Raw genomic sequence first — 22,756 nt, 5'->3', positions numbered from 1 at the left:
CCCCATGGCATCGTCATCGCACGCCTGCTGTTCGGCAGACCGTCCGGGGGAGGACGACCATGGACCTGCACTCGGCACATCGCATCCTCGAGGCCGAGGCCGCCCGCACCGGACTCGGCACCGGCCCCAACCGACGGCTGCGGCTGACGCTGATCATCGGGATGCCGCTGTTCCTGCCGGTGCTGGGAATCATGATCCTGGTGCCGAAGTCACTGATGAACGACGTGCTCCATGTCTATGAGGCCGGGATCATCGGCTGCCTCCTGCACTACGTGTGGGTGTTCGTGAAGTACCCGCGGTACGTCGGCCGCCCGCCGTACCTCACCCGCGACCTCGCCATGGGCGGCGGCTTCTTCCTGCCTTCGCTGTTCTTCGGCTTCTGGCCGGGCATGATCGCCGCCCCGGCGTGGTCCGTCTTCGTCGGGGTCGCCTACGCCGTGGACGTGTGGCGGGAACACCGTGAGCGCCGCTGAGCCTCCGGCGCCGACGACCTGAGGCGCGGGCGACGGCGTACGCACACGAGGTGACGCCCGACGAACCGGCGCGGGACCTCAAGCCGACGGCCGAGGGCCGAGGGCGTCGAGTGGTTCGAGTGGCTCGGGGGCGGGAAGGGCGAGCGGCGCGGTGTGCCGCTCGCCCTTTTCGCCGTCGCGGACACCCGCGGGCGCGAGCCGTACCGCGCGGACGGACGCAGGCGCGCGCGGCACGACCCGCCCTGACCGGAAGGGCGCGGCGGCCGGCCCCGCTGTGGGTGCTGCCACGAGCGGGGCCGACCGCCGACTGCTCCGGACGGGCGGCGTCCGGCGGTCAGGCGGCCCGGTAGGCCGTCAGCCAGGCGCGTATCTCGTCCGCGTCCATGCGGTCGAGCAGGCCGTTGATCTCCTGGACCAGCTTCGTGTCGCCGTTCTTCCGGGCCGTGCCGAGGAGGGTGAAGAGCGCGACCCGGTCGTCCTCGGCCTGGGCGAGCGGGTAGCCGGTCTCCAGCCACTCGCGGAGTTCCTCGGGAACGTTGCGGTCGAGGAGGCCGTTGATCTCCGCGATGACCCGCTTGTCGCCGTTCTTCTGCGCCGTGAAGAGGATCCTGGCGATGGCGACCCGGTCGTCCTCGGCCTGGGCGAGTCGGTAGCCGGTCTTCAGGAAGGCGCGCATGTCGTCGGCGGTGCCGTCGAGGGCCCGGGTGGCCGCCTCGGTGACGCTCCTGCCGCTGTCCTCGTCCGCCAGGATTGCGTTGATCGCGGCACGCAGCTCGTCCTCCGACATCTCGTCCACCGGAGTCTCGGACGAGACCGTCACGGTCGTCGCGGTGGCGGGTGCGGTCGCCGGGCCGGCGAAGGCCGGGGTGGTGAGAAGGAGGGCCGGGGTCAGGGCCGTGGCCACGACGAGCAGGCCTGCGCGGTGCTGTCTCACGAATGTGCCTCCAGTTCGAGTGCGGACACCGTGATCATGACGGAGAGCGCCGTCGATCTCACTGCCGGAACCGGGCAGTTTTCCGCACGTTCGGCTTGCCGCTCGTACTCACTTTCGAATTTCCGTCCGGGAGTTCGCGGATGACCGGGAGAGCGCCGACCACTGATCGGGGGTCTCCTCCGCGAACAATTCCCGGCCCCCGCTCCGGCGGAGCGGACCCGGCGCCGGTGTCGAGCGGCTCCGGTCTCACTCGAGCACGGGGCTCATGACGCTCTGGATGCGGGAGAGGGTGAAGACGCGCTCGTCGTCGCGCAGATGGCACCAGGCTTCGACGTAGGGCGGGTCGAGCGTGAGGCTGCTGAGGGTGCGCACGGTCCTGTTCCCCGAGGCGGCGACGTACTCGACGGTGAGGGGTTCACCGGTGTCGATGGCATGGGCGAGCTGACGGACGTCGCTGTACGGCAGGTGCTTCGCGTACCCCGCGACGATCTCCTCGGTGTCCGTGGCGAAGGGCGGTCCTCCGTCGAACGGCGCGGGTGCGGGAGGCGTCGGCGGGGCCTTCAGCAGCTGGGCCGCCAGGGCGCCCGGGTCCACCGTGACGGCTGCCCCCGCCGCGCCCGGGGCAGCGGCCCGGCCACCGCCCTCCGCGCCCGTGCGGCGCGGAGCCGGCACAGGAGCGGCGGCCCGCTGAGGCCGGGTCCTCTCGATCCGTACCGTGCCCTCGGCGGTCTCGGCGACGGGGGCGTATCCCTCGGCCCGGAGCGCGGTGACCGTCGCATCGAGCGGGCTGCGGCTGACCAGCACCGTCGGCGCCAGCTGCCGCAGCCCCAGCTTGGCGAGCCTGCGGTGGGCGGCGAGCTCCGCCAGGAGCGCGGGCTCGTCGCCGTGGAGGACGCAGGCGGCGGGGGCGACGCGTACGCGTCCGTGGCCCCGTGCGGTGTCGGTGATCAGGTACGACAGCGGCTGCGGCAGCGGCCCGGCGGCGACGGCGGCCAGGTCGGCGGCGATGGCGTCGGGGCTACGGCCGGCGTCCAGCGCCCGGCGGATGCTGCCGGCGCTGAACCGCCACACCGATGCCGTGCCGCTGGTCTCCCGGTCCGCCACGGAGTCCAGGAGCGAGGCCAGCCGCGCGGACGGTGTGCCGGTGACGACGGCGGTGAGGTCGGCGCCGATCCGTGCCGTCGCGGTGGCCGGGGGCAGCAGCCGCCGGCACTCGATGTCCACCCCCTCCGGGTCGTCGGCCCACAGGTGGATGCCGAAGGCGGACAGGGCGCCGCGAGCGATTACGCCGAGGATCTCGGCCTCACGGATGACGAGGGCGAACGGCGCCGCGTCCGGGAGCGGTGAGTGGGCGAACGGGCGGTACCAGGCGATCAGGGGCCCCAGCTCCGACGTGACCGTCGCGCCCTGCCCGGCCGGAAGCTCCTTGGCCGCGGCCAGCAGCCCGTGGCGCGCCCGCAGGCAGGCACGGCAGGGCGGTGCTGCGGCGAGAGCGGGAAGCGCCTTGCCGTCCTCGTCACGCGCCTGCGTCGGGGTGAGCGGCAGGTTCCGCCATGCCTGGAGCAGTACCGCGAACTGCTCCGGGGGTTCCTGCCGCGCCCAGGCGTCGTACGCCTCGGTCGGCGCCACGCGATCACCGTCCGGCCCCAGGAGGCCGGCGGCGTACGCGGTCTCCAGCACCAGGCGCACGACGGCGTCGTCGGCCTGGGCGGCCTTGCCGATCCGGGCCAGTTCGCGCGCCCCGATCCCGCCGGACCTCAGCCGGGCCGGCGTGGTCGCCGAGCAGACCGACAGGACCGAGGTGGCACGGGACGCGAACACCGTGGCCGCGGCGGCCGCCTCGCGGTCCACCTCCTGCGGGGTGACGGACGCCGTCCGCACGGCAGGCGGGACGGGGTCGAACGGGGCGTGCCGGCCGGGCCCGCGCAGCGCGAGCGCCACCTCGGCCGGCATACGGACCGGTCCGTAGCCGTGCCGGTCCTGGATCAGGAGCCCCCGGTCCAGCGCCCACCGGGCGCCCGGTTCGAGGCCGGGACCGGAAGTGCCGAACACGACGAACCGCGGCTGCTGTTCCGGCCCGTCCTCCGCGTGGCGTTCGAGCAGCTTCCGGGCCGCCGCGGGGGCTTTCGCGACCACCGCGAGAACCTGTTCCGCGGTGCTGTGGTGTTCCACCAGTGCGGCCAGTCGCTGCGCCTTGGTGCCCGGCGGCTTGACGCCCAGCGCCACCAGCATGCCGCGCAGTTCGTCGGAGGTCACGCCCGCGAGCAACTGCTCCAGCGGCTCGTCCAGCCCCAGGGGCGCGTCCCATGCCTGCCGCAGCGGTCCGGCCGTACGGAGCTTCCCCGCGCCGTCCGGCCAGACCAGGGCGTGCTCGGCCAGCCCTTCCAGCACGGCGTCCAGCCGGCGGGCGGTCTCGTCGTCCGCCACCCCCAGCAGCCCGGCCAGGGCCTCACGCGACGCGGGCGCTCCCAGCGCCGCCAGCGCCTCGGCCACCTGGAGATGCGGCAACGCGAGCCGGGGCAGGACCAGCGCCACCGACCCCGGGCGCTGAAGACGGTCCGCCAGTTCCCCCAGCGACCGTGGCGTCGGCGGGGACATGGCGTCTCTTCGGGCTTCGAGCACGCGTGTCAGACGCGAGCCGTCGAGGCCGCTCAGCCAAGTCGTCAGCGTGGATCGGGACTTCACGCGGTGTGCACCTCGTCGCGCTGGGGAGTGCCGCAGCGGGCCGGATTCCCGGCGCCGGGTTCAAGGATGGCGTACTCCCGTGATCGGCGGGTGCCCTACGGGACAGAACACCCGCCGAGCGACGGCGGCTCGCGGTCCACGTCACCCGTCCGACGTGACCTGCGCCCGGACTTTCCCCGGCTGTCATCGGGTCACGGCCACCAGCACGGCCATCAGCGCCGTCATCGCCGAAACGCTGGTCACCGCGGTGTGGACCGGCGCCGTCAGGGCGGGACGCCAGAACACCAGCACACCGAGCGCCGAGGCCAGGAGCAGCGTCAGAACGGCGACCACCACGGCGAGCACAAGCATGGTCGGAGTCATCGAAGAACATCCTTCGAGCAGGCGTGCGACCGCACGCACGAAGTGGAGCGCACGCGCTCCACCCCTTCCGTGGACTGCCGGGGGTTCCCGACAGCACGGCGAGAATGAACGAGGTGAGGGTTAGCACCGCAATCCCTGCCTGAGCCGCACCTTTGTTGGTCGGCCGGGCTGATCCGCAGGGCCTTGCACCCCGGCTGGTCAGGTGCGCGCCCCTCGGGACGGCGTCCTTCCGCGTCCGGGCGCGGCATGCCTGCGCCGGGGGCTGCCATGCTCCAGCCGTCGTTGGTGACGGGCGGACGCGAGGGAACCCGCCGGGAGCGGAAGAGATCGCTCCGCGTGCGTCGGGTCTGTCCGGACGGGCGCGGGCGGGGCCGAACGAGCCGAGTGCCGGGACCGGTCGCCCGCTGCTCAGACCTTCTTGACGACGATCGTGTCCGGGACCAGGCGTTCCAGGTCGTCCGTGTCCGAGGTGAAGACGGTGACCTGGCCCTTCTGCCGGCGGGCGATGACGGCGAGGACAGCGTCGATGGCGTACTTGTGCCCGTGCAGCCCGGCGTCGGTGAGGAGCCGGCGGGCCTGGCGGGCCTGGCGGGCCTCGTCGTTGCCGGTGTCGGCGACAGTGAGGCGGGAGAGGATCCAGTCCCAGCGCTGCTCCGTGGTCCGGCCGTCGTGCGCCTCGATCAGCGTCATGGGCGACGTGACCACCTCCGCCTCTCCGGAGGCCACGAGATCGATCCGCGCGATCATCGCGCGGTCCCCCTGTACGGCCAGGGGGAGCGCTTCGGAGTCCAGGACGAAGACACGTGCCGGCTTCTGCCGGGCCGCCGTGTTCCGTTTGCTCACGCGGCCTCTCCGGTCCGACGCCCGTCGGTGCCACGACGTCGGAGGTGCTCGGCGTCGAGTTCGTCGAGCTCCGCGAGGGCGGCGGCGCGCTCGTCGCCGGTGACGGGGCCATGCTCTTCCTGCAGCCAGTCGGCCAACTCCCGCGGCCGGTCGCGGTCGCGCTTGTAGCGCAGCGCTTCGGCGACGTAGGCGGACAGCCCTCGTTCCGCCGCCTCGCTGCGGATTTCGTCGAGGAGATCCCCGGGGATGGTGACAGTCACCTTCTTGGTCGCCATACAAGAGGCCATACTCCCGGTGCTCAATCCCGTACCGGTGCGGTCCGGTGGACATCCGAACGTGGTGACCAGGGGCTCGGCGGCGCGGCCCCGAAGGACCGAGCGGACCGTGTGGGGAGCGCCTGAAGACCTCGCTGCGGACCAGGGACAGGACAACGAGATCCGCGAACGTCGAAGGGCCCCACCGCAAGCGGTGGGGCCCTTCGACATCGTGCCCGGTGAGGCACTGGCGGAGGATACGAGATTCGAACTCGTGAGGGGTTGCCCCCAACACGCTTTCCAAGCGTGCGCCCTAGGCCTCTAGGCGAATCCTCCGGTGGGAACATTACATGACCGAGAGGAGTGCTCGCGAACTCGTTCCCGCCCCGGGTGATGAGGTAGCCTCTGCGTAGCCCCTCACGCGGCGCTATCTGACTGAACTCCCCCAGGGCCGGAAGGCAGCAAGGGTAGGTTGGCTCTGGCGGGTGCGTGGGGGGCGCTTGCGTTCCCCGGCGGCCGGCCCGGTTGTCGGTGTGCGCCTATAACCTCGTAGGCGTGTCGTCTCTCGCGCTGTACCGCCGCTACCGACCCGAGTCCTTCGCCGAGGTCATCGGGCAGGAGCATGTCACCGACCCGCTGCAGCAGGCGCTGCGGAACAACCGGGTCAATCACGCGTACCTGTTCAGCGGACCCCGCGGCTGCGGCAAGACGACCAGTGCGCGGATCCTCGCGCGGTGCCTGAACTGCGAGCAGGGACCCACCCCGACCCCGTGCGGCACCTGCCAGTCCTGCCGCGACCTCGCGCGCAACGGCCCCGGTTCGATCGACGTCATCGAGATCGACGCCGCGTCCCACGGCGGTGTGGACGACGCCCGTGACCTGCGAGAGAAGGCGTTCTTCGGGCCGGCGTCCAGCCGCTACAAGATCTACATCATCGACGAGGCCCACATGGTCACGTCGGCCGGTTTCAACGCGCTGCTCAAGGTCGTCGAGGAGCCGCCGGAGCATCTGAAGTTCATCTTCGCGACCACCGAGCCCGAGAAGGTCATCGGGACCATCCGGTCGCGCACCCATCACTACCCGTTCCGGCTCGTCCCGCCCGGCACCCTGCGCGAGTACCTCGGTGAGGTGTGCCAGAAGGAGGGCATCGCCGTCGAGGAGGGCGTGCTGCCGCTGGTGGTGCGGGCCGGCGCCGGTTCCGTGCGTGACTCGATGTCCGTCATGGACCAGCTGCTCGCCGGCGCGGGGGAGGAGGGCGTGACGTACGCCATGGCCACCTCCCTGCTGGGCTACACGGACGGTTCGCTGCTCGACTCCGTCGTCGAGGCGTTCGCGACCGGTGACGGGGCGGCCGCCTTCGAGGTCGTCGACCGGGTGATCGAGGGCGGCAACGACCCGCGCCGGTTCGTCGCCGACCTGCTGGAGCGGCTGCGTGACCTGGTCATCCTCGCCGCCGTCCCCGACGCCGCCGACAAGGGCCTCATCGACGCCCCCGCCGACGTCCTGGAGCGCATGCAGGCGCAGGCCGACACCTTCGGGCCCGCCGAGCTCAGCCGCGCCGCCGACATCGTCAACGAGGGGCTCACCGAGATGCGCGGCGCCACCTCGCCCCGGCTCCAGCTGGAGCTGATCTGCGCACGCGTACTGCTGCCCGCCGCGTACGGCGACGAGCGCTCGGTCATGGCCCGGCTGGACCGCATCGAGCGCGGGGCGCAGTTCTCGGCGGGCGGTCCGGCCGCCGGCGCGCCCGCCATGGGGTACGTCCCCGGTCCCGGGGCCCATGGGGCCGGGGCTCCGCCCGCGGGTGCGGTCGAGCCCGGCGGCGGCCCCGCCGCGGCCCGCGCGGCCGTACGGGCGCAGGCGTCGCCCGCATCCACGCCCCCTCCGGCCCGGCCGCAGGCTCCGGCCCCCGCTCCGACGCCTCCCCCTGTCGCTCCGCAGTCGCCCCCGGCGGCCGCCGCACCGGCACCCGCCCCGCCGGCGCCCCCCACCCCTGCCCCCGGCGCCTGGCCCACCGCCGCCCCCGCCGGCGGCGCGGGCGCCGGTACGGGCAGGCGTCCCGGCGGCTGGCCCACGGCCACCCCGGCGGGCGGCGGCGCCGGCCGGGCGCAGCCGGCACCGCCCGGCGCCCCGTCGGCGGCCCCGCCCCCGGCCCCGTCGGCACCTTCGGCGTCCGCCGCACCCCCGAGCGGCGGCGGCCTCGACCCCCGCATGCTCTGGCCGAACATCCTGGAGACGGTCAAGAACCGCCGCCGCTTCACCTGGATCCTGCTCAGCCAGAACGCCCAGGTGACGGGCTTCGACGGCACGACCCTCCAGCTCGGCTTCGTGAACGCGGGCGCCCGGGACAACTTCCTCAGCAGCGGCAGCGAGGACGTGCTGCGTCAGGCGCTGGCCGAGCAGTTCAACGTGCAGTGGAAGATCGAGGCGGTCGTCGACCCGTCCGGCGGTGGCGGCCCGGCGGGCGGCCCGTCCGGCGGCCGCAGCGGCGGTGGCGGATACGGAGCACCCGGTGGCGGCGGCGACAGCCATCGGCCCTCCGCCCCTCCGGCGGTGGCCCCCGCCCCTCCGTCCCCTGTCCCCTCGGCATCCGCCCCGGCCGCCCCGGCCCGGCCGGCCGCCCCGGAGCCGCCCCCTCCGGTGTCGCCCGAGGACGACATCCCGGAGGACGACGACCCCGACCTGGACGAGTCCGCCCTCTCCGGGCAGGAGCTCCTCGTCCGCGAGCTGGGCGCGACGGTCGTCGAGGAGTTCACGAACGAGTAGGGCCGGCCCGCCGGGCCCCACGGAGCCACGCGCGCAAGCGCCGGCGGGCGGCCCGGGTTTTGGAGGAACGCACGACACCCCCCTCCCCGCCCGTTCGGAAGCCCGCACAAAAGGCGCCCGCCGTCTGCCGTTAGGCTGACCCCCGTGAAGGTCCTCGTCATCGGCAGCGGCGCCCGCGAACACGCCCTGTGCCACTCCCTGTCCCTCGACCCCGATGTCACCGCGCTGCACTGCGCGCCCGGCAACGCCGGCATCGCCGAGGTCGCCGAGCTGCACCAGGTCGACGCCCTCGACGGCGCCGCCGTGTCCGCGCTGGCCGTGCGGCTGGGCGCGGACCTCGTGGTGGTCGGCCCCGAGGCGCCGCTCGTCGCCGGCGTCGCCGACGCCGTGCGCGAGGCGGGCGTCCCCGTCTTCGGCCCCTCCAAGGAGGCCGCGCGGCTCGAGGGCTCCAAGGCCTTCGCGAAGGACGTCATGGCGGGGGCCGGCGTGCCCACCGCCCGCTCCTACGTGTGCACCACTCCGGACGAGGTCGACGCGGCCCTCAGCGCGTTCGGCGCCCCGTACGTCGTGAAGGACGACGGGCTCGCGGCCGGCAAGGGCGTCGTCGTGACCGACGACCTCGAGACGGCCCGCGCGCACGCGGCCGGCTGTGAGCGCGTCGTCGTCGAGGAGTACCTCGACGGCCCCGAGGTCTCCCTCTTCGCGATCACCGACGGCGAGACCGTCGTGCCCCTCCAGCCCGCCCAGGACTTCAAGCGCGCGCTGGACGGCGACGAGGGCCCGAACACCGGCGGCATGGGGGCGTACTCCCCGCTGCCGTGGGCCGACCCCAAGCTGGTCGACGAGGTCGCCGAGACCGTGCTGCAGCCGACCGTGGACGAGATGCGCCGCCGCGGCACGCCGTTCTCCGGCCTGCTCTACGCCGGTCTGGCGATCACCTCGCGCGGGGTCCGCGTGATCGAGTTCAACGCCCGGTTCGGCGACCCCGAGACCCAGGTGGTGCTGGCCCGGCTGAAGACGCCCCTGGCCGGGCTGCTGATGGCCGCCGCCACCGGCAACCTCGCCCACCTGGAGCCGATCCGCTGGAGCGACGACGCCGCGGTCACCGTGGTCGTCGCCTCGCACAACTACCCCGGCGCCCCGCGCACCGGCGACCCCGTCACCGGCCTCGACGAGGTCGCCGCCCAGGACGCCCCGCACGCGTACGTCCTGCACGCCGGGACCCGGCGCGAGGGCGACACGGTCGTCAGCGCGGGCGGGCGCGTGCTGTCCGTGACGGCGACCGGCAAGGACCTCACCGAGGCCCGCGACCGCGCCTACCGGGCCGTGGCCCGCATCAAGCTCGACGGCTCCCAGCACCGTACGGACATCGCGCGGAAGGCGGCGCAGGACGCGTAACCAGGGCGAGTGAGCAGCGGCATGGCCCCCACGAGGGGCCAGGTCGCCCCAGCCGCGCCTTCACCCACCCCACGGGCCCCGGATCCCCCAGGATCCGGGGCCTGACCCTTGCCGTCCGTCGACCACCTTTCCCCAAAGCCATTCCATCGAGTGAGCGATGTGCCATCCGGCTGACGGGGGCCGGGGCCCCAACTAGGGTGCCGCGCAAGCGTTCCGGCACTTGGCCCATCGGCATTGCGATGTCAGCGGCGGGTGCCACAGTGGGGGGCATGGGCAAGCCAGGACTGCGTCAGGCGCCGGGAGGGGGTGAGGGCGGGCCATGACCGCGAGCGGAGTGGAGGCGGAGACGGGCGCCCGAGGCGCTCAGGGCGCGCGGGCCCGTGCGCTGGCCGTGCTGCGCGTCCGCAGCCGTGCGCTGGCCGTCGCGCTGCTGCCGGCCGCCGCCGCGGTGATCCTGCTCGCCGGCGGTTCCACGGGCCACCTGCCGGGCCCCGGCTGGGACCTCGCCCGCCGCGTCCTCACGCCGCTCGCCGTGCTCGTGCTGCTGCTCGCCGCCGGTGTCGCCCTGGTCGTCGCCCGCGCCCGGCCCGCCGTCAGCCCCACCGTGCCGGTCGCCGAGGAGGCGGCCCCGGACCTGTACCGGATGGTGCGGGACCTCGCCGACCGCCTCGGCGTTCCCGCGCCGTCCGCCATAGCGCTCACCCCGGACTGCGACAGCTGGCTGGAGGACCGCACCCACCCCGCGCACGGACCCCCGCCGCCCGAGGAGTACGACGACATCGCCCATGCGGGCCGGGCCGCGCGCCGCGCGCCCGCCGCGCCCGTGCTGGTCATCGGCTCGCCGTTCCTGTGGTGGATGCGGGTGGCCGAGCTGCGCGCCCTGCTCGCCCCGGTCGTCGCCGGCACGGGACCGTCGGCGCACCCGGACATAGCCGCCGCCCGGCGCTTCGTACGGGGCCTGGACGCCGCGGTCGCCGTGACGTCGGCGCCGGACCGCGGGCCGGTGTCCCGCGCGGTGTTCGCCGGGATCGGCTGGGTGGCCCGCCTGCTGCTGCACGGCAGCCGGGTGCACGCCGCCGAGATGGAGCGCGGGGTCGCCGCCGCGGCGGCCGAGCGTGCCAAGGCCGTGGACTACGGGCTGCGGATCGTCGCCCAGGAGCAGGTCGGTCTGGCCTACGCGGGCTGGGACCGGCTGCTGACCCGGGTGGCGCTGCCCGCCTGGCGGATGGGCCGCTGGCCCGCCCGGCTCAACGCGGGTGTGGTCGCCGCCCTCACCGAGCTGTCCCGGAGGGACCGGCTGGCCGAGGGGTTCGCCTCGCGTCTCGGGGAGCGTCCGGCCTGCGACCTCCTGGAGGAGCCCGGCGCGGTCGACGAGGCCACCTCCCTGCTCGCCGCCCGCCTCTTCCACGGCGGTCCCGCGGAGACCGGCCCCGCCTGGTCGCCGGTCCACTGGGGCGACTATCCGGAGGAGGTCGTCGACCGCAAGTGGCGCGCCGACGCCGCCCGCCTGCACCGGATACTCGACGCGCTCCGCGTCCCGCCCGCGGACGAGGAGCCGCAGGCCCCCGACGGGCCCACCCTCGCCCGCGTCCTGACCCACCTGGCCGCCTCACCGGACCTGCCCCCGGCGCCCGTTCCGGCCGTCGCCCCGGAGGAGGACGACCTGGCCGGAGGCACCCCCCACAGCGCCGTCCTCGCCGCGCGCATCACGGCGGAGCTGGCCCGCGAGGAGGCCGCCGCGGCCGCCGTCCCCGCCGGTCCGCAGAGCACCGCGGCACCCGATCCCGGCCCCCTGCGCGACGACCGCGCGCTGCCCCTCTTCCCGCTCCAGCCGCCCCGCGCCGGACGGGAGCTGCTCGCCGACCACATCACGGCGATGGTCTGCTGCGCGGCGATGGACACCGTGGGCGCCACCCCCGGTCTCGACTGGCTCGACGGGCCCACCCTCCTCGTCGGCGGCGCCCGCGCCACCGACCTGCCGCCCCAGGTGCTGACCCTCGTCGAGGACGGCGACCCCTCGGGCCTGCGGAAGTGGCTCACCCGTCAGGGCATACGCCCCGAGAAGCCCGTACGCCTCGTCTGAGCCGCAGCCGCAACAGCCGCTCCGCCCTGCCGCAGCCGCTCCGCCCTGCCGCAGCCGCTCCGCCCTGCCGCAGCCGCTCCGCCCTGCCGGAGCCGTCCGCCCCGCCCGGAGTGCATCCTTCCACTTCAGCGCACACGCGACGAACGGTGACGGCGCGCGTGCGGACTGTGATGTGCTGGGGCCGTCCACGCCCAGGGGAGGGAGAACGATCATGCGACCGGAGCGAGTCCGCCACGCGACGACGGGGTCACCGGCACCCGACGGCAGTGACCCCTTCGCACCCGTCGCCCTTCCGTGGCAGCGCCCCTCCGGCAACGACACCGGTGCCCCCCGTGAGGGCCGCATCGAAGGCTTCGCCGGCACCTCCGCCGTGGCACCCGGCGACTCGATCGACTTCCACGTGACCGTCGACCCGCCCCAGCCGTTCCGCGTCAGCGTCCACCGCATCGGCCACTACGACGGCCGGGGCGCCGCCGAGATGACCACCGGCCCCCGTCTCCACGGCACGGCGCAGCTCCCGCCGCTCACCGCCGGACGCACCGTCTCCTGCCACCACTGGTGGCGGTCCTGGCGGCTGCCGGTCCCGTCGTACTGGAGCGTCGGCGCATACGTCGCCGTGCTCACCACGGAGGACGGGCGGCACCGCGCGCACGTCCCGTTCGCCGTGCGCGACGACCGCGCGGCCGACCTGCTGCTGGTGCTGCCGGACGTCACCTGGCAGGCGTACAACCCGTACCCGGCGGCGGACGGCCGCACCGGCGCGAGCCTCGCCCCCGCCCAGGACGAGCACGACGCGGCCGACCCGGTCACCACCGTCACCTTCGACCGCCCCTACGCCGGCGACGGGCTCCCGCCGCAGGCCGAGCACGCCTACGACGTGATCCGCTGGGCGGAGCGCCACGGCTACGACCTCGCCTACGCCACCGCCCGCGACCTGCACGCCGGCCGTGTCGACCCGGCCCGCCACCGGGGCCTGGTCTTCCCCGGCCTGGACGAGTACTGGACGGCGGAGATGCGCGCGGCCGCGGAGGACGCCCGTGACCACGGCACCTCGCTGGTGTTCCTCTCCGCCCGCACCCTGCACCGGCAGATCGAGCTGGCCCCCGCCCCGTCCGGCCCCGACCGGCTGCTGACCTGCGGGAGACGCCGGGGTCAGGCCGGGCCCGCGCTGTGGCGGGAGAACGACCGGGCGGAGCAGCACCTGCTCGGCATCCAGTACGCCGGTCCGGTCCCGGGGCCGCGCCCGCTGATCGTCCGCAACGCCGGCCACTGGCTGTGGGAGGCGACCGGCGCGCACGAGGGTGACGCCCTCGACGGCATGGTCGCGGGCGGGGCCGACCGCTACTACCCGCGCACCCCGCTGCCCGGCCACGACGAGCGGATCCTGCTCGCGCACTCCCCGTACGGCGACCGGCGGGGCGCCCGGCGCCACCAGGAGACCTCCCTGTACCGCGCGCCGTCCGGCGCCTGGGTCTTCGCCTCGGGCACGCTCGCCTGGTCCCCGGCCCTCGACCGGCCGGGGCACGCCGACCCCCGGATCCAGCGGGCCACCGTCAATCTGCTCGACCGCGTCTGCAAACGCGCCTGACGGGGTGCGGGAGCCCTCGCCCGTCGGACCCGCCCGCACCACCCCGGCCGCCGTCCCGCCCGCACATACGGGAGAATCGACGTACCGTCCGGCCCTCTCCGCCACCGCCCTCCGGGAGTTTTCGCGGGAGCCGGGAGCGCCGCGGGCGTCCCTTCTGTCCAACCACGCGGAGGAACCGTGTCCGGATTCGTCGACAAGCCCGAGCCGATGCAGGTTCCGGGCCTGGTGCATCTGCACACCGGCAAGGTGCGCGAGCTGTACCGGAACGAGGCGGGCGACCTCGTGATGGTCGCCAGCGACCGCATCTCCGCCTACGACTGGGTGCTGCCCACCGAGATCCCGGACAAGGGCCGGGTGCTCACCCAGCTCTCCCTGTGGTGGTTCGACCAGCTCGCGGACCTGCTCCCCCACCATGTGCTGAGCACCGACCTCCCGGACGGCGCCCCCGCGGACTGGGCGGGCCGCACCCTGGTGTGCAGGTCGCTGAACATGATCCCGGTGGAGTGCGTGGCCCGCGGCTACCTCACCGGCTCGGGCCTCGCCGAGTACAACGAGAGCCGGACCGTCTGCGGACTGGCTCTGCCCGAGGGACTGGTCGACGGCTCCGAGCTGCCCGCCCCCATCTTCACCCCGGCCACCAAGGCCGCCGTCGGCGAGCACGACGAGAACGTCTCCTACGAGGAGGTCGCCCGCCAGGTCGGCGCGGACACCGCGGCGCAGCTGCGCCAGGCAACCCTCGCCGCCTACTCCCGCGCCCGCGACATCGCCCGGGACCGGGGCATCATCCTCGCGGACACCAAGTTCGAGTTCGGTTTCGACGGGGAGGGCCTGGTCATCGCGGACGAGGTGCTCACCCCGGACTCGTCCCGCTTCTGGCCGGCCGAGCAGTGGGAGCCGGGGCGCGCGCAGCCCTCGTACGACAAGCAGTTCGTCCGTGACTGGCTGACCTCGGCCGAGTCGGGCTGGGACCGCGAGAGCGAGCAGCCCCCGCCGCCGCTGCCGCGGCAGGTCGTGGACGCCACCCGTGCGAAGTACGTGGAGGCGTACGAGCGCCTGACGGGCACCACCTGGAGCTGAACGCGGGCCCGGGGCCGGGGCGCGTCCCCCGGCCCCCGCCCCCAGGGCACTCGCCCACGACGAAGGCCCCGGTCATCGACCGGGGCCTTCGTCCTCTGAGCGAACGACGAGGTTCGAACTCGCGACCTCAACCTTGGCAAGGTTGCGCTCTACCAACTGAGCTACGTTCGCCTGCTGCGCCGTGGCGCGAGCACCACTATACCCAACCTCGTTCCTGGGCGAGACGCACCGCGGTGTGCCGGTTCTCCGCGCCGAGCTTCGAGACGGCGGAGGAGAGGTAGTTCCGCACGGTCCCCTGGGACAGCCGGGCCCGCTCCGCGATCTCCGCGACGGGCGCCCCGTCGGCCGCCAGCTCCAGCACCTCCGCCTCGCGCGCGGTCAGCGGCGAGTCGCCGGCGGCGATCGCGTCGGCGGCCAACTCGGGGTCGACGTAGCGGTTTCCCCCGTGCACGGTGCGGATGATCTCCGCGAGCCGCTGGGCGCTGACGGTCTTGGGGACGAACCCCCGCACCCCCGCCGCGAGCGCCCGCTTGAGATGCCCCGGACGGCCGTGGCCGGTCACGATCAGCACCTGGCAGTCGGGCAGCTCCGTCCGCAGGGTTGTGGCGACCTTCACACCGTCCGCGCCGGGCATCTGGAGGTCGAGCACGGCGACGTCCGGGGCGTGTGCCCGCGCCATCGCCAGGGCCTCCGGCCCGGACGCGGCCTCGGCGACCACCAGGAGGTCGTCCTCCAGGGACAGCAGGGCGGCCAGCGCCCCGCGGATCAGGTGCTCGTCGTCGGCGAGCAGCAGCCGCACCACGTCGGTCACGACGCGACCTCCAGCACGGGCCGCGCGGTCAGCGGGACCTCCGCGACGAGCCGGAACTCGCCGTCCCCGGCCTCCCCGGCGTCCAGCGTGCCGTCCACCGCGGACAGCCGCTCCCGCAGCCCGGCCAGCCCCGTCCCGCCCGTACGGGACGACCCGTGGGGGGCCGCCGCCCCGTCGTTGCGCACCGTCAGCACCACACGCCCCTCCGGCCTCCGCACCGTGACGGTGCACTTCTTCGCGTCGCCGTGCCGCAGCACGTTGGTGGTCGCCTCCCGCACCACCCAGCCCAGGGCCGACTGCACCTCGGCGGGCAGCCCGTCGGTCTCGCCGCTGACCTCGCAGTCGATTCCGGCCGCCCTCAGCACTCCCCGCGCCCCGCTGAGTTCGGCCTCCAGGTCGGCCCTGCGGTAACCGCGCACGACCTCCCGCACCTCCCGCTGGGACTCCTGGGCGATGCGCTGCACCTCGATCATCTGCTCGACCGCCTCGGGCCGTTCGCGCCGCGCGAGCTGGACGGCCAGCTCGCTCTTCAGGGCGATCACGGCGAGGTTCCTGCCCATCACGTCGTGCAGGTCCCGGCCGAAGCGCAGCCGCTCCTCGGCGACCGCGAGCCGGGCCCGGGTCTCGCGCGCCTCGTCCAGGGCGTAGACGGCGTTGAGCAGCCAGATGGAGAAGCAGGAGGTGGCGGCGATGAAGCCGTTCGAGGCCGTCACGAACGCGGCCCTGGTGAGCGCGGCGAGGACGGGCGTGCCGAGCGCCCAGGTGACCAGGGCCGCGCCGGCCCCGAACCCGGCGACGAGCCAGACGACGCGCCGCCGCTGCTTCATGGCGAGGGCCATCATGCCCACGCCGTAGCAGAGCGTGGCGCCGAAGACCGCCCTGAGGACGGAGTCGACGTCGTCCCCGCCGGGGCCGTGCCGGGTGAGGACGAGGGCCATGACCGCGATCGCGGCGGTCACGGCGCCCAGCGCCCACAGCAGCCGCAGCGGCTGGGGACGCCGGCGGCACGTCCAGTCCAGGGCGCGGGAGACGATCACCATGGCCAGCGCGACGTGTCCGACGACCGGCACCATGAGCAGCAGCGCGAGCCGTGCCTCCAGCAGCCCGAAGGCCATCGCGCCGATCACCGCCGGCTCGGACAGCGCGATGAAGTAGAACGACCACCGCGTGTACGTCTCGACCTTCGCGGGTGTGCTCTTGCGCCCCCACCAGCCGCCCGGGCTTCCCATCCGCCGCTCCTGTCCCTGCCGATCTCCGGCGCCGCACCCGTCACCGCGGTGCCGGGTGTCGTCCGCCCCTGGTCAGCGCCTCAGCGCCGCGGCTCCCAGCGGAACCGCCGCCGTACAGCAAACACCGCCAGTGCGGTCCAGGCCAGCGCCACCGCGAGGGCCCCGAGGGACTCCCCGGCCGAGAGGCCGCCGGTCCAGCCGCCGCGCACCAGGGTGACGACCGGCGTCAGCGGGAGCAGCTCGCAGACGGACGCCAGACGGTCCGGGAACAGCTCCAGCGGGACGAACATCCCGGAGCCGAGCATCGAGACGAACATCAGCGGCATGGGCGTGACCTGGGCGCTCTCGCCGGTCCGGGTCCAGCTCGCGGTGGCGGCGGCGAGCGCCGCGCTCATCACGAGGCCCAGCAGAAGGCCGATCACGGCCAGATGCGGCGCGGAGGGCGCCGACAGGTCGAGCAGCACGGCGCAGCCCGCGATCAGCAGCAGGCACTGCAGCAGCCCGGTGAGGACGGCAGGCAGCGCGGCCCCGGAGAGGATCTCCGCGTCCCGCAGTTCGCCCGTGCGCAGCCGCTTCAGCACCAGCTCCTCGCGCCGGACGACGTAGACGCCGACGAGGGTGGAGTACACGGCGAACAGCAGCGAGAAGCCGACGGCGGCGGGCAGGACGAGCGTGCCGGGGGTGAGCCCGGCCTCCGCGAGGTTCATCTCCTCGGCGGCGGAACGCACGCTGAGCGGCATGATCAGCGGCACGAAGAGCCCGGCGACCAGGGCGCTCCTGTTGCGTCCCAGCAGCGTCAGTTCGGCCCGGGCCAGGGAGGCCATCCGGCCGGCCGGGGTGGTCGTGGTGGTGCTCATGCCGCGTACTCCTCCGTGGTGGCGCCGTTCGCCGCGGGGGCCGAGGCGTCCTTGGCGATGGTGAGGAAGGCCTCCTCCAGGGATGCCGAGCGCACGTCGAGGCGGCGCAGCTCCACGCCCGCGTCGCGCGCCCACACCAGCAGTGCGGTGGCCGAGCGCTGCAGGTCGTGGGTGCGCAGCCGGACGGTGCGGCCGTCCACGGCGTGGCCGGTCACGCCCATTCCGTCGAGCGGCGGGAGGTCGCCCAGGTGGTAGCCCTCGGGCAGGTCGAAGGTGATCCGGGACGGCTCGGTCGCGGTGACCTCCGCCGGGGTGCCGGTGACGGCGATCCGTCCGTCGTGCATGATCGCGAGCCGGTCGGCGAGGTTCTCGGCCTCCTCCAGGTAGTGCGTGGTGAGCAGCACGGTGGTGCCGGAGTCGCGCAGGGCGCTCACCAACTCCCACGTGTCACGGCGGCCTTCGGCGTCGAGTCCGGTGGTCGGCTCGTCGAGGAAGAGCACCTCGGGGTCGCCGAGCAGCGCGAGCGCGAGGTCCAGGCGCCGCCGCTGTCCGCCGGACAGCTGCTTGACCCGGACGTCGGACTTGGAGTCCAGGCCCACCATCGCCAGCACCTCCCGCTCGGGGCGTGCGCCGCTGACGCAGCCCGCCCACATGCGGGCGGTCTCGGCGACGGTCAGCTCGGAGGGGAAGCCCCCTTCCTGGAGCATCACGCCGGTGCGGTGCCGTACGGCGGCGCGCTCGGTGTACGGGTCGTGGCCGAGGACCCGTACCGCCCCGCCAGCGGGCGGGGCGAGTCCTTCGAGGAGTTCGACGGTGGAGGTCTTGCCGGCCCCGTTGGTGCCCAGCAGGGCGAAGATCTCTCCGCGCCGCACGGTGAAGTCGATCCCGCGCACCGCTTCGAACCCGCCCCCGTAGACGCGTCGCAGGCCCGTGACCTCGATCACGTTCTCAAGTCCGGTCGTTTGCATGCCTCGAGCATCCCGTCCGGGGCGAGGGTCCGGCAGTGCGCCGTGTCACCACCGGACATGACAAATGTCAGACGGCCTCGCGGAGCGGGCGCCTTGAGGCGGGTGCGTGAGGCGGGTACACGAAAGAACCCCGGTCCGATGGACCGGGGTCTTGTCCCGAGCGGACGACGAGGCTCGAACTCGCGACCTCAACCTTGGCAAGGTTGCGCTCTACCAACTGAGCTACGTCCGCATTGCCTCCGACCGGCTCTCACCGATCGGCGCGGGCACCAGCTTACCTGATCCACGACCGTGGAGGGTACGGCGGTGCAGAGCGGGTGACAGGAATTGCACACTGCGCCTTCCCCCTGGAAGGGGGATGTTCTACTACTGAACTACACCCGCATGTCCTCGGGCCGGGCCTTTTCTCGGCCTCGCCCCTCGGCGTGCTCCAGACTCTAGCTGATCAGCAGGGGGGCTGCGCAAGTCGGCTGCCGCGAGGGGACGGTGACCGGCCGTCGGCGGGCTCACCCGACCGGGGCCGGCTCCGTACGGGAGTGCGGTTCAGCGGGCCGCGGCGAACGCCTCGTAGACCCGCTTGGGGATGCGGCCGCGGGCGGGGACGTCCATCCGGTGCGCCTGCGCCCAGGCGCGCACGGCCGCCGGGTCCGGGGCGACCTCGGTCTGCCGGTAGACCTCGCCGGAGCGGGCGCGCTTGCGGCCGGCGTCCACGTAGGGCTCGAGCGCCTCGCGCAGTCTCCTGGCGTTCGCCTCGTTGAGGTCGATCTCGTACGACGTGCCGTCGAGTCCGAAGGCGATCGTTTCCGCCGCTTCCGAGCCGTCGATGTCGTCGAAGAGAGTGACCACGACCTTCTGCGCCACGAATATCGGTCCCTTCGTGCGGCACCTCTTCCGTCCGGACGTCCGTCATGACGTGCCGGTACGCCCCAGAGATGTCGGCTGTCCGCCTGTAATCGGGCTGAGTATCTGCTAATGACAATTCATTTGTACAGTGCCCGGCAATGCAATGGGAAGCCCGACTAAATCTGCCCGCGCGTCCGGGCGCAATAGCGATGCGCGGGAGAACACGGATCTTTCCCGGATCTTTTCCGGCAAGCCTCTCCGTGATGCCGAATTGTGACGGTGCTCACGTAGATTCCTACAACTCTACTCGCGTAGAAATTTTGTGCGGGTAGTCTGAAGGAACCTGCTCAGCACCACACACCGGGAGTGCCAGTGGCACGCGTCGTAGTCGACGTCATGCTCAAGCCGGAGATCCTCGACCCCCAGGGCCAGGCGGTGCAGCGCGCACTGCCGCGACTGGGTTTCGAAGGGATCTCGGACGTCCGTCAGGGAAAGCGATTCGAACTGGAAGTTGACGGGCCGGTCGACGAGGCCGCGCTCGCCCGTATCCACGATCTTGCGGAATCCTTCCTCGCCAACACCGTGATCGAGGACTTCACCGTCCGGGTCGAGGAAGTCGCGGAGGCTGCGAAGTGACCGCTCGTATCGGCGTCGTCACTTTCCCGGGCAGCCTCGACGACCGGGACACCCAGCGCGCGATCCGCGTCGCGGGCGCCGAGCCCGTCGCCCTCTGGCACAAGGACAAGGACCTCAAGCAGGTCGACGCCGTGGTGCTCTGCGGCGGTTTCAGCTACGGCGACTACCTGCGCGCCGGCGCCATCGCGCGCTTCTCGCCGGTCATGGACACCGTCATCGACCAGGCCAGGGCCGGCCTGCCGGTGCTCGGCATCTGCAACGGCTTCCAGATCCTCACCGAGGCGCACCTGCTCCCCGGCGGCATGCTGGGCAACGACCACCTGCACTTCATCTGCCGCGACCAGAAGCTGCGGGTGGAGAACGCGGACACCGCCTGGACCACCGACTACGCGGCCGGCCAGGAGATCCACATCCCGCTGAAGAACATGGACGGCCGCTACGTCGCCGACCGGTACACGCTGGACGAGCTGGAGGCCGAGGGGCGTGTCGCCTTCCGCTACCTCGACTTCAACCCGAACGGCTCGCTCAACGACATCGCCGGCATCACCAACGAGGCCGGGAACGTCGTCGGTCTCATGCCGCACCCCGAGCACGCCGTCGAGTCGCTGATCGGTACGGGCCGTACCGACGGCCTGCCCTTCTTCACGTCGATCCTCAAGAAGCTGGTCAACGCATGAGCCGGACGCCTCTGGACACGGTCGAGCACGCGGCCGTCACCCCCGACGTCGAGCTGCCCTGGGCCGAGCTGGGCCTGAAGAAGGACGAGTACGAGCGGGTGGTGGAGATCCTCGGCCGCCGTCCCACCGGCGCCGAGCTCGCCATGTACTCCGTCATGTGGTCCGAGCACTGCTCGTACAAGTCCTCCAAGGTGCACCTGCGCCAGTTCGGCGAGAAGGCCCCCGAGTCCGACGCGCTGCTCGTCGGCATCGGCGAGAACGCGGGCGTGGTGGACGTCGGCCAGGGCTACGCGGTCACCTTCAAGGTCGAGTCGCACAACCACCCGTCGTACGTCGAGCCCTACCAGGGCGCGGCCACCGGCGTGGGCGGCATCGTGCGCGACATCATCGCGATGGGCGCGCGCCCGGTCGCGGTCGTGGACCCGCTGCGCTTCGGCGCCGCCGACCACCCCGACACCAAGCGCGTGCTGCCCGGCGTGGTCGCCGGCATCGGCGGCTACGGCAACTGCCTGGGCCTGCCCAACATCGGCGGCGAGGTCGTCTTCGACGCCTGCTACCAGGGCAACCCGCTGGTCAACGCGGGTGCGATCGGTGTCATGCGGCACGAGGACATCCACCTCGCCAAGGCGTCCGGCGCGGGCAACAAGGTCATCCTGTACGGCGCCCGCACCGGCGGCGACGGCATCGGCGGCGCGTCGATCCTGGCCTCCGAGACCTTCGACGACGCCAAGCCCTCCAAGCGTCCCGCCGTCCAGGTCGGCGACCCCTTCCAGGAGAAGCTCCTCATCGAGTGCACCCTGGAGGCGTTCCGGGAGAAGCTGGTCGTCGGCATCCAGGACCTCGGCGCGGCCGGCCTGTCCTGCGCCACCTCCGAGCTGGCCTCCAACGGCTCCGGCGGCATGCGCGTCACCCTCGACGACGTGCCCCTGCGCGACTCCACGCTCTCGCCCGAGGAGATCCTCATGAGCGAGTCGCAGGAGCGCATGTGCGCCGTCGTGGAGCCGGAGAAGGTCGACCGGTTCCTCGAGATCTGCGACAAGTGGGACGTCATCGCCACCGTCATCGGCGAGGTGACCGACGGCGACCGCCTGGAGATCTACTGGCACGGCGAGAAGATCGTCGACGTCGACCCGCGCACGGTCGCCCACGACGGCCCGGTCTACGAGCGGCCCTACACCCGCCCGTCCTGGCAGGACGAGCTGCAGGCGGACGACGCGAACAAGCTGCCCCGGCCGCGGACCGGCGAGGAGCTGAAGGACCAGGTCCTCAAGCTGGTCGGCTCGCCCAACCAGGCGTCGAAGCAGTGGATCACCCAGCAGTACGACCGCTTCGTACAGGGCAACACCGTCCTCGCCCAGCCCGAGGACTCCGGGATGATCCGCATCGACGAGGAGTCCGGCCTCGGCGTCGCGATCGCCACCGACGGCAACGGCCGGTACGCCAAGCTCGACCCCTACACGGGCGCGCAGCTCGCCCTCGCCGAGGCCTACCGCAACGTGGCGACGACCGGCGCCAAGCCGCTCGCCGTCTCCGACTGCCTGAACTTCGGCTCCCCGGAGGACCCGGCGGTCATGTGGCAGTTCGCCGAGGCCGTGCGCGGTCTGGCGGACGGCTGCCGGCAGCTCGGCACGCCGGTGACCGGCGGCAACGTCTCGCTCTACAACCAGACGGGCGAGGCCGCCATCCACCCGACGCCGGTGGTCGCCGTCCTCGGCGTCATCGACGACGTGGCCCGCCGCACCCCGGTCGCCTTCCAGGAGGAGGGCCAGCTGCTGTACCTCCTCGGCGACACCCGCGAGGAGTTCGGCGGCTCGGCCTGGTCGCAGGTGATCCACGACCACCTCGGCGGCCTGCCCCCGCGGGTCGACCTGGAGCGTGAGCGGCTGCTCGGCGAGATCCTGATCTCCGCCTCCCGCGACGGCATGATCGACTCCGCGCACGACCTGTCGGACGGCGGTCTGATCCAGGCGGTCGTCGAGTCGGCCCTGCTCGGCGGCAAGGGCGCGCGTCTGGTGGTGCCCGACGGGCTGGACGCGTTCACCTTCCTGTTCTCCGAGTCGGCCGGCCGCGCGATCGTCGCCGTGCCGCGCTCGGAGGAGGTCCGCTTCAACGACATGTGCGGTGCGCGCGGCCTGCCGGCCACCCGCGTCGGCGTCGTGGACGGCGACACGGTCGAGGTCCAGGGCGAGTTCTCGCTCACCCTGGCCGAACTGCGCGAGACCCACGAGGGGACGATCCCGGCGCTGCTGGCCTGACCCCTCCCGGCCGGCC

The 22,756-nt window shown here is 73.3% G+C and carries 19 protein-coding genes, 4 tRNA genes and 1 other RNA gene; 10 read left to right on the top strand and 14 right to left on the bottom strand.

Annotated elements, in window-relative coordinates; genetic code table 11:
* The first annotated feature begins 59 nt into the window (after window positions 1–59).
* Entirely contained in the window at window positions 60–473 is a 414-nt protein-coding gene (locus ACIQ8B_RS03010) for a hypothetical protein (protein ID WP_403544846.1), read from the top strand.
* Window positions 474–807: 334 nt separating this feature from the next.
* On the opposite strand, the gene ACIQ8B_RS03005 is transcribed toward ACIQ8B_RS03010, so the two are convergent.
* The 6 genes from ACIQ8B_RS03005 to ACIQ8B_RS02980 all read right to left on the bottom strand — a co-directional run bounded on the left by ACIQ8B_RS03005 (window position 808) and on the right by ACIQ8B_RS02980 (window position 5,888).
* Complete coding sequence (locus tag ACIQ8B_RS03005; RefSeq protein ID WP_403544844.1) at window positions 808–1,407, bottom strand: ALF repeat-containing protein; 600 nt, start codon at window positions 1,405–1,407, stop codon at window positions 808–810.
* 246 nt (window positions 1,408–1,653) lie between these two features.
* On the bottom strand, window positions 1,654–4,092 hold the full coding sequence (locus ACIQ8B_RS03000) for a helicase C-terminal domain-containing protein (protein ID WP_403544842.1): 2,439 nt from the start codon (window positions 4,090–4,092) through the stop codon (window positions 1,654–1,656).
* Window positions 4,093–4,275: 183 nt separating this feature from the next.
* Complete coding sequence (locus ACIQ8B_RS02995; protein WP_403544840.1) at window positions 4,276–4,455, bottom strand: hypothetical protein; 180 nt, start codon at window positions 4,453–4,455, stop codon at window positions 4,276–4,278.
* Between the two features lie 408 nt (window positions 4,456–4,863).
* Window positions 4,864–5,298, bottom strand: coding sequence for a hypothetical protein (locus tag ACIQ8B_RS02990; protein ID WP_403544838.1), 435 nt, complete (start codon window positions 5,296–5,298; stop codon window positions 4,864–4,866).
* On the bottom strand, window positions 5,295–5,573 hold the full coding sequence (locus ACIQ8B_RS02985) for a CopG family transcriptional regulator (RefSeq protein WP_403544836.1): 279 nt from the start codon (window positions 5,571–5,573) through the stop codon (window positions 5,295–5,297). Before ACIQ8B_RS02985 ends, ACIQ8B_RS02990 begins: the two co-directional genes overlap by 4 nt.
* Window positions 5,574–5,800: 227 nt before the next feature.
* Window positions 5,801–5,888, bottom strand: a tRNA-Ser gene (locus tag ACIQ8B_RS02980).
* A 72-nt stretch (window positions 5,889–5,960) separates the two neighbouring features.
* Here ACIQ8B_RS02980 and ffs point away from each other — a divergent pair.
* From ffs to ACIQ8B_RS02950, 6 genes are all read left to right on the top strand, one after another.
* Window positions 5,961–6,059, top strand: an RNA gene (gene ffs / locus ACIQ8B_RS02975) — signal recognition particle sRNA small type.
* 48 nt (window positions 6,060–6,107) lie between these two features.
* On the top strand, window positions 6,108–8,318 hold the full coding sequence (locus ACIQ8B_RS02970; RefSeq protein WP_403544834.1) for a DNA polymerase III subunit gamma and tau: 2,211 nt from the start codon (window positions 6,108–6,110) through the stop codon (window positions 8,316–8,318).
* A gap of 144 nt (window positions 8,319–8,462) precedes the next feature.
* The gene (purD, locus tag ACIQ8B_RS02965) at window positions 8,463–9,716 is read left to right on the top strand and encodes a phosphoribosylamine--glycine ligase (protein ID WP_290001984.1); all 1,254 of its coding nucleotides are present in this window, start codon (window positions 8,463–8,465) and stop codon (window positions 9,714–9,716) included.
* Window positions 9,717–10,035: 319 nt separating this feature from the next.
* Window positions 10,036–11,799 (top strand): hypothetical protein, encoded by a 1,764-nt coding sequence (locus ACIQ8B_RS02960; RefSeq protein ID WP_403544831.1) that lies wholly within the window; start codon window positions 10,036–10,038, stop codon window positions 11,797–11,799.
* A gap of 211 nt (window positions 11,800–12,010) precedes the next feature.
* Window positions 12,011–13,387: a N,N-dimethylformamidase beta subunit family domain-containing protein gene (locus ACIQ8B_RS02955; RefSeq protein WP_403544829.1), complete on the top strand. Its 1,377-nt coding sequence runs from the start codon at window positions 12,011–12,013 to the stop codon at window positions 13,385–13,387.
* Between the two features lie 177 nt (window positions 13,388–13,564).
* Entirely contained in the window at window positions 13,565–14,464 is a 900-nt protein-coding gene (locus ACIQ8B_RS02950) for a phosphoribosylaminoimidazolesuccinocarboxamide synthase (RefSeq protein WP_403544827.1), read from the top strand.
* Window positions 14,465–14,562: 98 nt separating this feature from the next.
* Here ACIQ8B_RS02950 and ACIQ8B_RS02945 read toward each other — a convergent pair.
* From ACIQ8B_RS02945 to ACIQ8B_RS02910, 8 genes are all read right to left on the bottom strand, one after another.
* A tRNA-Gly gene (locus ACIQ8B_RS02945) sits at window positions 14,563–14,635 on the bottom strand.
* Between the two features lie 25 nt (window positions 14,636–14,660).
* Complete coding sequence (locus tag ACIQ8B_RS02940) at window positions 14,661–15,266, bottom strand: response regulator transcription factor (protein ID WP_290002725.1); 606 nt, start codon at window positions 15,264–15,266, stop codon at window positions 14,661–14,663.
* 5 nt (window positions 15,267–15,271) lie between these two features.
* On the bottom strand, window positions 15,272–16,504 hold the full coding sequence (locus tag ACIQ8B_RS02935) for a sensor histidine kinase (RefSeq protein WP_403544825.1): 1,233 nt from the start codon (window positions 16,502–16,504) through the stop codon (window positions 15,272–15,274).
* A gap of 80 nt (window positions 16,505–16,584) precedes the next feature.
* Entirely contained in the window at window positions 16,585–17,361 is a 777-nt protein-coding gene (locus tag ACIQ8B_RS02930) for an ABC transporter permease (protein ID WP_290001968.1), read from the bottom strand.
* Window positions 17,358–18,329 carry an ABC transporter ATP-binding protein gene (locus tag ACIQ8B_RS02925; RefSeq protein ID WP_403544822.1) on the bottom strand — a complete coding sequence of 324 codons (972 nt, stop codon included), beginning with the start codon at window positions 18,327–18,329 and terminating at the stop codon, window positions 17,358–17,360. The genes ACIQ8B_RS02930 and ACIQ8B_RS02925 overlap by 4 nt, the downstream gene beginning before the upstream one ends.
* 159 nt (window positions 18,330–18,488) lie before the next feature.
* Window positions 18,489–18,561: transfer RNA gene (locus ACIQ8B_RS02920), tRNA-Gly, on the bottom strand.
* A gap of 80 nt (window positions 18,562–18,641) precedes the next feature.
* Window positions 18,642–18,713: transfer RNA gene (locus ACIQ8B_RS02915), tRNA-Gly, on the bottom strand.
* 159 nt (window positions 18,714–18,872) lie between these two features.
* Window positions 18,873–19,190, bottom strand: a complete 318-nt coding sequence (locus ACIQ8B_RS02910) for an Lsr2 family protein (protein WP_403544820.1) — start codon at window positions 19,188–19,190, stop codon at window positions 18,873–18,875.
* Window positions 19,191–19,544: 354 nt separating this feature from the next.
* On the opposite strand from ACIQ8B_RS02910, the gene purS reads away from it, so the two are divergent.
* From purS to purL, 3 genes are read left to right on the top strand one after another with little or no spacing between them, the layout of a single operon-like run.
* The gene (gene purS / locus ACIQ8B_RS02905; RefSeq protein ID WP_006133353.1) at window positions 19,545–19,808 is read left to right on the top strand and encodes a phosphoribosylformylglycinamidine synthase subunit PurS; all 264 of its coding nucleotides are present in this window, start codon (window positions 19,545–19,547) and stop codon (window positions 19,806–19,808) included.
* Complete coding sequence (purQ, locus tag ACIQ8B_RS02900; RefSeq protein ID WP_290001959.1) at window positions 19,805–20,485, top strand: phosphoribosylformylglycinamidine synthase subunit PurQ; 681 nt, start codon at window positions 19,805–19,807, stop codon at window positions 20,483–20,485. Before purS ends, purQ begins: the two co-directional genes overlap by 4 nt.
* Window positions 20,482–22,740 carry a phosphoribosylformylglycinamidine synthase subunit PurL gene (purL, locus tag ACIQ8B_RS02895; RefSeq protein ID WP_403544817.1) on the top strand — a complete coding sequence of 753 codons (2,259 nt, stop codon included), beginning with the start codon at window positions 20,482–20,484 and terminating at the stop codon, window positions 22,738–22,740. The genes purQ and purL overlap by 4 nt, the downstream gene beginning before the upstream one ends.
* Window positions 22,741–22,756: the final 16 nt, after the last annotated feature.

Source organism: Streptomyces sp. NPDC096105 (assembly GCF_044763335.1).
GTDB lineage: Bacteria > Actinomycetota > Actinomycetes > Streptomycetales > Streptomycetaceae > Streptomyces.
This window is presented reverse-complemented; position numbering and strand designations above follow the sequence as displayed.

Coding starts and splice junctions, on each gene's coding strand:
- ACIQ8B_RS02925 (WP_403544822.1), bottom strand. CDS start 18,329: ATGCAAACGACCGGACTTGAGAACGTGATCGAGGTCACGGGCCTGCGA.
- ACIQ8B_RS02935 (WP_403544825.1), bottom strand. CDS start 16,504: ATGGGAAGCCCGGGCGGCTGGTGGGGGCGCAAGAGCACACCCGCGAAG.
- ACIQ8B_RS03010 (WP_403544846.1), top strand. CDS start 60: ATGGACCTGCACTCGGCACATCGCATCCTCGAGGCCGAGGCCGCCCGC.
- ACIQ8B_RS02960 (WP_403544831.1), top strand. CDS start 10,036: ATGACCGCGAGCGGAGTGGAGGCGGAGACGGGCGCCCGAGGCGCTCAG.
- ACIQ8B_RS02930 (WP_290001968.1), bottom strand. CDS start 17,361: ATGAGCACCACCACGACCACCCCGGCCGGCCGGATGGCCTCCCTGGCC.
- ACIQ8B_RS02995 (WP_403544840.1), bottom strand. CDS start 4,455: ATGACTCCGACCATGCTTGTGCTCGCCGTGGTGGTCGCCGTTCTGACG.
- ACIQ8B_RS02985 (WP_403544836.1), bottom strand. CDS start 5,573: ATGGCGACCAAGAAGGTGACTGTCACCATCCCCGGGGATCTCCTCGAC.
- ACIQ8B_RS02955 (WP_403544829.1), top strand. CDS start 12,011: ATGCGACCGGAGCGAGTCCGCCACGCGACGACGGGGTCACCGGCACCC.
- purL (WP_403544817.1), top strand. CDS start 20,482: ATGAGCCGGACGCCTCTGGACACGGTCGAGCACGCGGCCGTCACCCCC.